This is a genomic window from Paenibacillus sp. Marseille-Q9583 (assembly GCF_976954365.1).
Genome location: NZ_CDRJTB010000046.1, coordinates 1 through 12,306, shown reverse-complemented (window position 1 = coordinate 12,306; position 12,306 = coordinate 1). Strand labels below are relative to the sequence as shown.

At 38.1% G+C, this 12,306-nt stretch carries 11 protein-coding genes; 2 read left to right on the top strand and 9 right to left on the bottom strand.

What is annotated here, in order from left to right:
• Position 1: 1 nt before the first annotated feature.
• The 5 genes from ACWNM1_RS19705 to ACWNM1_RS19685 all read right to left on the bottom strand — a co-directional run bounded on the left by ACWNM1_RS19705 (position 2) and on the right by ACWNM1_RS19685 (position 5,514).
• Complete coding sequence (locus tag ACWNM1_RS19705; RefSeq protein ID WP_060622964.1) at positions 2-904, bottom strand: carbohydrate ABC transporter permease; 903 nt, start codon at positions 902-904, stop codon at positions 2-4.
• 104 nt (positions 905-1,008) lie between these two features.
• Positions 1,009-2,463 carry an ABC transporter substrate-binding protein gene (locus tag ACWNM1_RS19700; protein ID WP_036688723.1) on the bottom strand — a complete coding sequence of 485 codons (1,455 nt, stop codon included), beginning with the start codon at positions 2,461-2,463 and terminating at the stop codon, positions 1,009-1,011.
• Positions 2,464-2,520: 57 nt separating this feature from the next.
• Positions 2,521-3,426, bottom strand: coding sequence for an N-acetylmuramic acid 6-phosphate etherase (gene murQ, locus ACWNM1_RS19695; protein ID WP_036688725.1), 906 nt, complete (start codon positions 3,424-3,426; stop codon positions 2,521-2,523).
• 573 nt (positions 3,427-3,999) lie between these two features.
• Positions 4,000-4,863 (bottom strand): MurR/RpiR family transcriptional regulator, encoded by an 864-nt coding sequence (locus ACWNM1_RS19690; protein WP_449602309.1) that lies wholly within the window; start codon positions 4,861-4,863, stop codon positions 4,000-4,002.
• A gap of 378 nt (positions 4,864-5,241) precedes the next feature.
• The gene (locus tag ACWNM1_RS19685) at positions 5,242-5,514 is read right to left on the bottom strand and encodes an MMPL family transporter (protein ID WP_449602308.1); all 273 of its coding nucleotides are present in this window, start codon (positions 5,512-5,514) and stop codon (positions 5,242-5,244) included.
• A gap of 292 nt (positions 5,515-5,806) precedes the next feature.
• Between ACWNM1_RS19685 and ACWNM1_RS19680 the strand changes: the two genes are divergently transcribed.
• Positions 5,807-6,508 carry a response regulator transcription factor gene (locus ACWNM1_RS19680; protein ID WP_449602307.1) on the top strand — a complete coding sequence of 234 codons (702 nt, stop codon included), beginning with the start codon at positions 5,807-5,809 and terminating at the stop codon, positions 6,506-6,508.
• A gap of 6 nt (positions 6,509-6,514) precedes the next feature.
• The gene (locus ACWNM1_RS19675) at positions 6,515-7,906 is read left to right on the top strand and encodes a sensor histidine kinase (RefSeq protein ID WP_449602306.1); all 1,392 of its coding nucleotides are present in this window, start codon (positions 6,515-6,517) and stop codon (positions 7,904-7,906) included.
• An 82-nt stretch (positions 7,907-7,988) separates the two neighbouring features.
• Here the strand turns inward: ACWNM1_RS19675 and ACWNM1_RS19670 are convergent, their stop codons facing one another.
• The 4 genes from ACWNM1_RS19670 to ACWNM1_RS19655 form a co-directional block, all read right to left on the bottom strand.
• Positions 7,989-8,342: a YxeA family protein gene (locus ACWNM1_RS19670; RefSeq protein WP_042194171.1), complete on the bottom strand. Its 354-nt coding sequence runs from the start codon at positions 8,340-8,342 to the stop codon at positions 7,989-7,991.
• A 5-nt stretch (positions 8,343-8,347) separates the two neighbouring features.
• Positions 8,348-10,267: an FtsX-like permease family protein gene (locus ACWNM1_RS19665; protein WP_449602305.1), complete on the bottom strand. Its 1,920-nt coding sequence runs from the start codon at positions 10,265-10,267 to the stop codon at positions 8,348-8,350.
• On the bottom strand, positions 10,254-11,021 hold the full coding sequence (locus ACWNM1_RS19660; protein WP_449602304.1) for an ABC transporter ATP-binding protein: 768 nt from the start codon (positions 11,019-11,021) through the stop codon (positions 10,254-10,256). Before ACWNM1_RS19660 ends, ACWNM1_RS19665 begins: the two co-directional genes overlap by 14 nt.
• A gap of 174 nt (positions 11,022-11,195) precedes the next feature.
• On the bottom strand, positions 11,196-12,306 hold a 1,111-nt coding region (locus ACWNM1_RS19655), incomplete at its 5' end, for a VanZ family protein (RefSeq protein ID WP_449602303.1).

Below are 12,306 nucleotides of genomic sequence, written 5' to 3'. Positions count from 1 at the left end.
CCTAGTATTCTACATCTTTACCTATAAACTTGAATTGAAGGAATGAGATAAATCCGATAATCGCTGCTAGAACTAATGATTGTGCCGCTGCCTCACCAAACTCAAAATATGTGAACGCATTGTTAAAGATTAACAAACCTACCATTGTTGTTGCATGGTCCGGTCCACCGCCTGTCATAAGATAAGCGTTTTGGAATACTTGGAAGGAACCGATAACACCAGTAACAAGTAGGAATAGCGTTGTTGGCTTAAGGAAAGGGACAACGATAAACCAAAGCTTTTGCAGGAAAGACGCGCCATCAATTTCAGCTGCTTCATAATAGCTGTTATCAATAGCGAGTAATGCGGCTATATAAATAATAATTGCTGTACCATGACTTGATAACCATGACATTAACACAAGTGAGAACATTGCAGTTGCACTGGAACCAAGCCAGTTTTGATTTTCAATACCTAAAAAACTCACGAGCTTATTGGCAATACCTGATTTTAACGGATCGAAGATCCACAGCCACACAACAGAAAGCGCTACACCAGATGCTACGGCTGGCAAGTAATATAGTGCTTTAAAGATCGTTTGTGTTTTTTTCTTGAAAGGAATAATCAAAATTGAAATTAAAAATGATAGAAGAATATTAAACGGAACAGTTAATAGCGTATATACTAACGTGTTTTTCAGCGCTTTCCAGAAAAGTTCATCTGAAAACGAGTTAACGAAGTTATCCATGCCGACAAAAGTGGATCCTAATGGACCATATTTTTGTAAGCTGATAATAAAAGCATTGATGACTGGATATGCGGTAAATAAAGAAAACGCAATAAGTGCTACTGCGATAAACGCGTATCCCCAACCTGAGTCACTTTCGAGTTTCAATTTTTTTCTTTTAGTCAACGTTTGATTCATTGGGTCGCACCTCTCTTCTAAAAACAGTACAAGCTCTAGCTAATTTAGAAGGAAAGCTGTACGTTCTAGCTACGCACAGCTTTCACATGTCAGCCTACGACAGACTAGTCAACTACAATACCATCTTTACCGAAAGATTTAATTGCAGCAGCTTTAACTGCATCATACATTTCTTGTGGAGCAATCTCATTTGCAAGTAAGGCTTGTAGTTTAGGAATAATAACTTCTGTTTCAATTTTTAATGCTTCAGCAGCCAGATCAGTAGGAATATCTGTACGAGCCGGAAGCGCTTTTGCCATCATAGCTTTACCTGCAGCAACGTTATCTTCGTTACGAGGGAATTTTTCAAGTACTTCTGCATTACGTGCAGATTCAGTAATTGGTGATAAGAACAGCTCATTACTGTAGTTAGCAGCAATTGAACCAGAAGACAAGAAATTCGTTGCTAGGGCAATATTTTTGATGTGCTCTTCAGATGGAGCTTTTTTACCACGAAGTGCGATATAACCATCAACGATTGAAGTAGGGACATAATCGGCACCGTTGAATGTTGGGACTGGAAGTGAAATATAATCAACTTCAATAGAATCTGCAACAGCTGAACCATCGTTCGCTTTAATCTTCTCATTGTTTAGACGAGCAGAGTTTTCAAATGCAGATAAACCTTTACCTGTGATCATCGTTTGACCCGTTAGGAACATGTTCCACCGTTTACCAGCATCGATAGAGCTTAGCTCTTTAGGCATAGAACCATCGTTGATCATTTCGCGAATAGATGTAAGTAGCCCCAAGAAGTTTTTGCTTGTATACGTATATTTAAGATCTTTATCGAAGTAATCTGGTAAACCTGCAGTTTTAGCAAGAATAGCTAGATAGTCTTTAGATGCTACACCAGATGTTGCGAACACGAAACCATAACGAGTAGTTTCACCTTTATCATTTTTCACTACGCCTTTAGAAATTGCATTACGGAACTCTTCATAAGTCCAACCGTTTTGTTGAATGCTTTTCCAATCAATTCCGGCTTCTTCAAGGAATTGTTTGTTACCACCGATAGTGTGGATTTCCATATACGCTGGTAGGCCGTATTGAGCGTCACCTAGTTGGAAATATTTCAATGGAACTTCGTCATAATCTGCCTTGGCTTCATCAGAAAGGGCACCGTTAAGGTCGATTAGTACATTAAGTGCTGCATATTTCGAAATTCCTGAAGCACCGATAAAAGCAATATCTGGAGGAGAACCTGCATTTACTTGAGTATCAAGTTTTTGCGTCATATCTTCCCAGCTCGCTGGCTCGATTTTCAAAGTCAAGTTAGGATGTAGTGTATTAAATTCTTTTTCCATATCAGCAAAACGTGTTTGATAGTTCGCTGATATCGGAGGTAAAAGTGCTGTAATCGTATCCTTTTTAGGCTCAGAACCACCGTTACTAGTTCCTGTGTTACCGGAATCTGTAGAAGCTGGAGCGTTATTTCCGTTTCCTCCGCAAGCCGATAATAGTGATACCATCATGATTCCTGACAAAAACAGAGTTAATCCACGTGATCTTTTTTTCATCGATAACAGCCTCCTCAATTATTAATAGCATCCATCCTGTTATTCCACTTTTCACACCTAAACCAATGATGCGATTGCCTGTTTCAAGCGTCCTCCGTTTGCGTTAAGTACTTGTTCTGCTTCTTTTGCATCTAACCCCGATTTAATCATCATAATTGCCAGCTTACAGTTCATAGATGCTTTTTCAAGTGTTTCTGCGGCGGTTGATGTATCTACACCAGTCGTGTTCATGATAATACGAATCGAGCGATCTACGAGCTTAAAATTACTAGCCTTCAGATCAACCATCAAGTTGTTGTACGTTTTTCCTAACTTGACCATTGTGCATGTTGTCAGCATATTAAGCACCAACTTCTGAGCAGTTCCTGCCTTTAATCGAGTCGAACCGCTAATGACCTCAGGTCCTACAACAGGTGTTATACAAACATCTACAATGGGTTCGAACTTTGAGCCTCTGTTGTTACAAACACCGATAGTGGCTGCTCCAAGTTCCTTTGCTTTCGCTAAAGCTGCAATAACATAGTTTGCACTACCGCTTGCCGAAATCCCAATAAGTACATCTTTGTTTGTTACACCAATGCTTTCGATTAATGCGATCCCTTCATCCATATCGTCTTCACAGCCTTCAACCGCAGTACGCAAAGCAATATCACCACCAGCAATATAGCCCTGCACCAAGGAAGGATCTGTACCAAAGGTAGGAGGACATTCGGAAGCATCCAGAACACCCAATCTTCCTGATGAGCCAGCTCCTATGTAAAACATTCTTCCACCATTAGACAACCTATGATGTAGAATATCTACCGCCTTTGCAATCTGCGGAATCTCCTCAGCTATAGCTCTGGGGACCAGTGCATCTTGTTGATTCATTAACTGGATCATTTCTTCCGTAGTACATTCATCAATCATTAATGTGTCTGGATTCACAGCCTCTGTTGTCAATCCCGCAAGGTAGTCATTCATAGCCATCCTCCTTCTTCCCAGCCTTAATCTGTCATCAAATTAACAAAACGCGTTAGATTAACTTACAATTATTATGTTCTTATACTAATACAACACCATCGCTTCGTCAATAGATTTTGAAATATAATTTCATAAAGAAATTAAATTCTGATGTTTTATTTCATTCCTTACATACTATGTTATACCACATTTATAAAGCGCTTACAAGATGCAATTTAAATTTTTACCAATCGCTTTGATCGCTATGGCTCTAAGGTTAAAGCGATTTAAAAAAAATGTATTATTTGCTGATTATCGCTCCAAACGAAACATAAAGTTACATCATCCGTGTTCAACCGGATGATGTTTCGTCTTCGATTCCATTCATTTCCTTCCTCATAATTGTGTGCCAAGCTATTAATTATTGAATTAAACTACTTATTATATTCATTAGATCAACGTATTCACCATGTAGATAATCTGACATGGATTGATAAGTAGTACATTTTAGCACACGAATAAGTGAATGAAATACAAAAAAAGAAAGCATTGATCTATGATCAATGCTTTCCTCCACATTCATTCTATCAAAACCTAATTTCTAATTTTTTTCTTTAATATATTATGCGTTTTTGTTAAGTAGGTTTTTACTTCTTCATATTCTGCACTTGCGACACCAGCAAATAATATGTCGATGATCGTAAGCATCGCAATACGCGAGCCCATAGCCCCACTGCGGATTGTTATTTCAGGTGTGGATATGCTCAGTACAATATCCGCCCGCTCCGCAAGCTCACTTTTATTGTACTTCGTAATCGCAATACATTTCGCTCTATTCTTTTGGGCAATTTCCAGTGCATCAATAATATCACTAGTTGCTCCAGAGTTAGAAATGAAAATGGCAACATCATCTTTTTCAAGTAAAGTTGCTGCCGTGAGCTGACTATGACCATCTGTATAGGCATGACACATCTTATTAATTCGCGAGAACTTCTGTTCCCCGTCCATACAAACGAGTCCCGAAGCACCTATTCCAAAGAAAACAATTCGCTTACTATGACATAGTAATTCTACAGCTCTTGTAATTTCTTTTCGATCAATAACACTAAGCGTATCCTCAATGGACTTGCAATTATTCAATGAAATATTTGATATAATTGTCGAGAGATCATCACCTGGCTGAATATCTGTATATTGAGCCTTAGAATCCTCATCACGAGAACCCAAAGATGCCGATATACTCACAATAAAATTGCGGTATCCGCTGTAACCCATCGTCTTACAGAAACGAAGGACAGATGCATCGCTTGTCTTACTCGATTGAGCCAATTCCTTAATCGACAAATGAGGGATCTCTTCCGTATTTTCTAAAATGTAATCTCCGACCAATCGTTCAACTGGTGTAAAACTCTCTCGCATCTCACGAATTTTAATTAATACGTTGTCATTTAGACTCATAATCTACCTACTCTAGATTTAATTAACACCTTTAATAATATCATAAACAATATAAACAACCTATTTCAATAACAAAATACGTTTTGGCACATCAAAAGCTAATATTAATTAATCTATTAAAATCATCCTACTCTTAGGTCATCTGGTGACTTTACGTTGATTATAGCGTAATAAAGTTGTAAGGTATAGTCGATAATTATATACTTTCTGATATGTTGAAACAAGGGACCACAAAGGTCCCCGAAGATTCTTTCTATTGTTCTCAGCATACGTATAACGCATGTATTTTTAAATTTTACTGCCGTCTAAATATGACTCGATTTGTCAACTACATTCTTTGATGTAGCATACTGAAGCTGAAAAATGGAACGATCCAACTCAAGATTTCACTGATTCCAAGAGAAGTAAGTACACTAGCACCAAGGAAGCAATAATGAACAGAGAACTGAACACAGAGCGCGTAATGACTATTAGCACAATTATGATTCCGACCAGCATAATCACGGCTGTACGTACAAAGTCATCCTGTGAAATATTCTGCAAATCAGCATTGGTTGCAGTTGTTCCTGTTAAGGCTGCTTGCACTCCTTGCAAGTCGCTGCCATCTAATTGCATTCCAAAAGCTGTCTGCAAGTTCTTCTTCGAGCTCAAGCGAATACAGCAACTCACCTTCTTCCATCATTTTAGCGAACATCTTCAAAGGGCCATATACAGTGCAGATTAATGCCATGGAAGGCAGGGGGGCGTAACAATTTCTCCTCCTTACCTGATTTGGCTATATCTAGAATGAATTTTAATAAATCACCGAATATTGCTTTGCTATATTCGTCTAAGTAATACCCATCTTCATGTAAGCCTTTCTTTTGCGATTTTTTTTGCGCAAGAAATAAAGAGTCCTCTATAATGTAATAATGTACATAAAGACGGATTTGGAGGGAAACAAATGGCAAGTCATAAATGGGTATTAATCATAGACGATGAAGATGATTTAGCGCGTCTGATGAAGACAGTGTTACATAAAGAAGGCATTCCAGACGTTGTAACTGCCGGGACCGTTGCAGAGGGTTGGGACAAGTTCCAGGAGTATAATCCTGAGCTTATCTTGCTAGATATTATGCTTCCAGATGGAGAAGGATATGACTTATGCAGAAAAATACGGGAAACATCCAATGCACCAATCTTATTTATGTCTGCAAAGGATGAGGAAATTAATAAGCTGTTAGGACTGGCGATAGGTGGCGATGATTATATTACTAAACCGTTCAGTCCGAAAGAAGTCGCTTATCGGGTAAAGGCCCAACTAAGAAGGGCTGGCTTTACAGAGGAAAAGAAGGCTCCGAAAAGTTTGCAAGTGGGCCCCTTTGAGCTAAGTGCTAATGAGACAGAATTAAAAAAGAATGGTGAAGCCCTTGTGCTTACTGCCAAAGAAGTCGGATTAATGAGCTGTTTTATGCATCATCCCAATCAGATCATAAGCAAAGAAACCTTGTTTGGACAGGTGTGGGGTGAAGATTTTTTTGGTTCCGATAATACAGTAATGGTACATATTCGGCGCTTACGCGAAAAAATTGAGGCAGACCCTTCAAAGCCCGCCTATTTATTAACGGTTAAAGGGTTAGGTTATAAATTACATACCAAGGGGTGAGACAAGTTGAAATGGAAATTGACACTCCGTTTTTTAAGATCGGTTATGACTATTGTTGTGATCGTTGGTATTGTAAATGCGATTTTATTCCTCTCCATATTTTTCATACAGCTACAGAATAATAATTTTGGCACTGAAGAAGCTTCAGCAGAAACCTTTAGCCGGACCTTTTCACAATATGTAGAACTACAATCCGGCAAACCTGTTGTGAACGAAGAAGGGCTCAAAAAACTACAAGAAATGAGCGCCTGGGTACAATTCTTGAATAACCAAGGGGAGCAAGTAGCAGCCTTTAATACCCCTAAAGAATTGCAAACAGAGTATTCTCCTATTGAAATTGTACAAATGTACAAATATAAAGAATTAGATGCAAGCACAACTGTTTTTGTCAGCACAGCTCAAAATTTCAGCTACTTTTTAGGGATTCAAAATCCAAAAATAGGCCGTTATGTAATGACCTATGACTACGCTAAAATTTTCAAAGATGTTAATGTTTTTCTTTCCATTTTTTTAATCGTTGATGTGCTTATTGTAATCATCATTGGATTTCTATTTGGGAAAAAGTTAACTGCACCACTTCATACCTTAATAGAGGGTATTCAACAGCTTAGGGAACGACGTTTTAAGAAAATGCCAACTCCTAAAGGTGTTTATGAAGATGTTTTTCGTAATATGAATGAACTATCTGAAAAACTTGACCGACATGAAGAGGAACGTAAGCGTCTTGACCAAATGCGTGAGGAATGGATTAGCAATGTTTCACATGACATGAAGACACCACTTGCTTCTATTCAAGGCTATGCAGAATTTATAAACGACAGTGCCACAGATTTAACAGCCCAAGAATTACAGGAATACACAGCAATTATCAAGAGTAAATCGATGTATATGAAAGATTTGTTAGATGATCTCAATTTAACGATGCGTTTGCGTAATCACCAGCTATCCCTGCAATTTGAAGAGGTGAATCTCGTTCAGTTCCTACGAGAAATGACGATTGAACTTTTAAATGACCCGACCTTTGGTGAACGGCAGATAGAGTTTGAGGCAGATGTGGTTAAAGCCGTACATAAAGTAGATAAAAAATTACTAAAACGAGCGATCCTTAACTTTATCTACAACGCGCTGGTACATAACGATGACAATGTCGTGGTGAAGATTCGAGTGAAAACCATTAGTCCGCATATCCAAATTACAATTTCTGATAATGGCCAGGGTATTCCGGCTAAAGATCTGGAACAGGTTTTCGAACGCTACTATCGGGGTACAAACACAACGAGTAAGCATGGAACTGGGTTAGGAATGGCCATCGCAAGAGACATTATTTGGGCTCATGAGGGGAACCTCGATTTGACGAGCGCTGAAAATACCGGTACCACCATTACTATACTTTTATAATACAAATGCCTTACTTACTCATTAGGCAGAGAAAAGGGCTGTTCTCCACTTCCTTTATTGGAGACAGCCCTTCTTCAATCTATTAGTTTTTTAGTGCCTTTAGCGGAATATCCTCTAATTTCACTTCATCGTATGAGGAGACTTGATCACCTTTTTTTACATACATTTTCAAGTAGGCGCCTTTACGAAGATTTTTTTGTGCATTAAATTCCAGTGGAATTGTATTACCTTTGGCATTTGTAGCCTCTAGTGTATAAGAATAAGAGGTCATGACTGAACCATCGCTCAGTTTATATTCATGGGGTTCCCCATCCTCTGTGATTTGTAAGTAGTAATTTTCGGCATTGAAGCGATTGAAATCAATCTTGGCTATAGCAAAGACCCCTACAACTCCAATAACAAACAAAATACCCATAGTAATTAGAAATTTTTTCATCTCAATCATCCTTCTGTTTTATTATTTAGTGTGATCATACGATTGTAAGAAGCTACGGTTAAGAAATAATACAACCCGTAAATTACGGTATAAGCAATCATCCAGAACAACACAGGTTTTGCTAAATCCATCATCAGTAGACTAGAGAATGCTTTTAAAGCCACTACACTATGCAATAACCCTATTACAAGCGGTACAAAAAAAATAACGAATACCTGTGACGCAATGGATTTCCGCATTTCTTTTGAACTGACACCCATTTTATGCAGCATATTGTACTGTGATTTATCCTCTTCTGCCTCTGTTAAAACTTTAAAATAAATGATACTGCCTGTAGCAGCCAGAAATACTAGACCAAGGAAACTTCCGATAAACAGTAGAGAACCCACACCTTCCAAACTTGTTTGGTAATCTTGTGGACCACTTGAAAATAGCGCTTCTTCAGGTAATTGATTTGCAATTTTTTGAGATAAATCTACAGAGGCATCCTCTACCCCAAGAACACGATAGTGCAGCACTTTCCCATCATTTTGCAACACTTTATACTGGTCATCCGAGACTACCACGGTTATACCTGCTGTACCTGCATTCAATACGGTTTGCGTTTTAAAGCTTTGGAACGTGAGTGGATGGCCGTTGCCTGTTGTTATAGTTTTTCCTGTATATATTGGTGAGAACCTTTTGTCATATCCGATATCTAAAATAACCGCGTAGCCGTCCTTTACATCTAATTTTTCTTTATGTTGTACTCTTGCTAATTGGTTGTATGTTTTTTCATCGATAACTGTATAGCTTCTTTTATCAGAGCTATCGAATGTTGATGGCGAGTTTAATTCTTTCGTATGAAACGTAATGGATAGCGCTTCGAACTTTTCATCGTATTTTGTATCTGATACTACAGCACTCACTTGCTTGTCCATTTCTACATCTGTTGATTGATACATAAAGGTATTCGGATTAATCGTTTTCGCCGAGTCATTCGTATTGTAATAAAGGCCATAGACCGCTCCACCGGCAGTTACTGTCGTAGCACTTAACACGGCAATCACTGTTAATGTACGTGCGTTCCCACGAATACGATAGAGCAGCTGCGAAATAGTAATGACATGAAGGCCTTTCCACAGCCACCTTTCATTTTTCTTAATCATCGCTAACACAAAGCCAGTCACGCTGTGGAACAATAGAAATGTACCCAAAATAACCGTTGTTAAAATAATTAATACAGTCATGGGGAATCCAATTGTTTCCCATACCTTAGAAGTGAAAAGGTCCTGCATTGCAAGCCAATAGCCCATGATAATGAGTAACACTCCAAGAACAGCTACTATCATAGATGGTTTAGGCGCCACTTCTCCCTTTTTGGAAGCATGAAATAAATCAATCAGCTTAAATTGATAGATCAAGCGATAGCCTTGAAACGATGTCACTAAGAAAATAACCAGAAATACAATACCAGTGTTCATCGCTGCCGCTACTGAAAATGTAAAGGGTGCTACAACGTCATAACCCATTAAATGAATTAAAATCGTCATAAATCCTTTTGAACATAGGAAACCAAGTACAATTCCTACTATTAAAGAGAACAGTCCTAATAATAGATTTTCAAAAAAGAGCATAAAGCCTATTTGACGATTACGCACGCCTAGTAACGCATACAATGCCACTTCTTTTTTACGTTTTTTCATAAAAAATGAGTTGGAATAAGCAATAAATATGAATACGAAAAAGATGAGAATGACTGCCGCCCCACTCATTAGTGAACCAAGTTTTTGGGATGAAGCCGTCTGTTCTGCTATCGTATTGCTATATTTTAAGGTCACAAATGTAAAGTAAATGATGATACTAAACACCATCGATGCAATGTATAAGAAATATTGTGAGAAGTTTCGTGCTATATTTTTTTTAGCTAGACTAAATAACGTCATCAACCTCACCCCCATTGGCCGCATGAACATCTAAGATCTCTTGGAAGAAGGCTTTGCGTGTCTGATCACGACGATAGATTTCTGTTGAAAATGAACCATCCTTGATGAAAATAATCCGGCGGCAGAAGCTTGCGGCAAAGGCATCATGGGTCACCATCATAATGGTCGAATTGTTATTTTCATTTAAAGTACTTAAGCTTTCCAATAAATCTGTTGCTGATTTGGAGTCAAGCGCACCTGTTGGTTCATCCGCCAAAATCAGTGCAGGCTCTGTCACAAGCGCTCTAGCCGCAGCGGTTCTTTGTTTTTGCCCCCCAGAGATTTGGTAAGGATATTTTGCCAGTAAATCTTCAATCCCAAATACTTTAGAAATCTGAGTCACGAGGTGATTGATTTTCTTCGCTGGAATTTTAGCAATCGCCAGAGGAAGCAATATGTTCTCCTTTACAGTCAAGGAATCGAGTAAATTGTAATCTTGGAAGATGAAGCCGAGATGATCACGTCTGAAGTCAGACAAGGCTGCTTCCTTCATATCATGAATACTCTTGTTCTTCATATAAATCTTACCTTCAGTTGGAGAATCAATGGTTGCTAACAAATTTAGCAAGGTTGATTTCCCAGCGCCGGAAGGCCCCATAATTCCTACAAACTCACCTTCATGAATGTCAAAAGACACGTTTTCTAATGCTGTGTAAACAGCACTTAACTTCCCATACACTTTTTTTATGTTTTCTACTTTTAATAATGGTTCCATTCATTTCACCTCATAATTTGCTGATAGTTATACTATAGGCTGCGAACCTTACAGCAAATTCATGCCAACCTTACAATAAGCTTAAATCCACAAAAAGAGGTACCCCATAGCCATTAAAGACTACGAGGTACCTCTTTGCTATTGAATAAACTTTGAGTGGGCGCTTCAACATTATTATTTCCTGGTTGTATATAAATCAGAAGCTTCATCAAAGTAGAAGCGACGTTTTTCTTTGCCAAATACGACTAACATCACATGGATGAACAACACGATCGTTAAAATGACAATGGTCAATCCAGCTCCTAGCGTTAAGAATATAGATGCCTTATAAAATGGAGAATCCATGGATAGTTCCACGTTATTCAAAATATTCGCAATAACCGTTGTGAAGTATATCGCGTAAATCGCACCAAAACGTTTAAATAATCGCTTGTTTGTTTCCACACGACTTTCTTTACTGTCATAGCGATAGCGCATAATTTTCGTACCGATTGTCGATCCGTTCCAAATCCATGGAATCATAAAAAGTGTTACAAAAAGCGTAATTGTCGTTGCAATAAATTCACTAACCATATTCACGTTGGTCATGCTTAACACAACTTTAACTACCATATTGCTGATAAATATATCAATCATAACAGCCAGCAACACAGACATCCCTCTTACTTCATCAAGAGCTAATAATCTTTCAGCTTTCTCATTAATTTTCTTTTTGGATGGGAATAATGCCAACACGGCGGGTGCAATAAAGAAACCCAGTACCCCGCCAGAAGTATTCAACAATAAATCATCCACATCAAAAATGCGATAAGGGCAATTATAAATCCCGTAAATACCGGTTACCTGTGTTATCTCATAAAATAATGTTAATAAGAACGTGATGCCTAGAGCTTTCTTCCAGTGTTTCTTGTCTTGAAAAAAGTATCGCAAATAAACACCAAAAGGTAATAATAGCAAAAAATTAAAAAAGGCTTGATAGAATGAGGGTTGGCTAAATAACAGTCTATAAGTTGCAGGCTGTGATAAAACGATACCACTATTTCCCAAGGTGCTCACTATAAATTGAAATGGCATAAGTGAATAATGTTGTGTGCCTGGTTTTTGTAGCGAACAAGTATTGCGGATCTCTGGCAACGGCAACAAGACTAAAAATAACGCTGCAAGAAAGTAAAAGATAAACGAAAATGAAATTAACGTGGTAGAAAGCGGCAGATAATTGTATTTTCTATAGGTATAAATGAGCCATGGGATAAATAAGGCAAATGCTAAAACCACAAAAAAGATC

Bases quoted from the DNA above. Each gene is read 5' to 3' on its own strand.
- ACWNM1_RS19705 (WP_060622964.1), bottom strand. From the start codon at position 904: ATGAATCAAACGTTGACTAAAAGAAAAAAATTGAAACTCGAAAGTGAC.
- ACWNM1_RS19700 (WP_036688723.1), bottom strand. From the start codon at position 2,463: ATGAAAAAAAGATCACGTGGATTAACTCTGTTTTTGTCAGGAATCATG.
- murQ (WP_036688725.1), bottom strand. From the start codon at position 3,426: ATGAATGACTACCTTGCGGGATTGACAACAGAGGCTGTGAATCCAGAC.
- ACWNM1_RS19690 (WP_449602309.1), bottom strand. From the start codon at position 4,863: ATGAGTCTAAATGACAACGTATTAATTAAAATTCGTGAGATGCGAGAG.
- ACWNM1_RS19680 (WP_449602307.1), top strand. From the start codon at position 5,807: ATGGCAAGTCATAAATGGGTATTAATCATAGACGATGAAGATGATTTA.
- ACWNM1_RS19670 (WP_042194171.1), bottom strand. From the start codon at position 8,342: ATGAAAAAATTTCTAATTACTATGGGTATTTTGTTTGTTATTGGAGTT.
- ACWNM1_RS19665 (WP_449602305.1), bottom strand. From the start codon at position 10,267: ATGACGTTATTTAGTCTAGCTAAAAAAAATATAGCACGAAACTTCTCA.
- ACWNM1_RS19660 (WP_449602304.1), bottom strand. From the start codon at position 11,021: ATGGAACCATTATTAAAAGTAGAAAACATAAAAAAAGTGTATGGGAAG.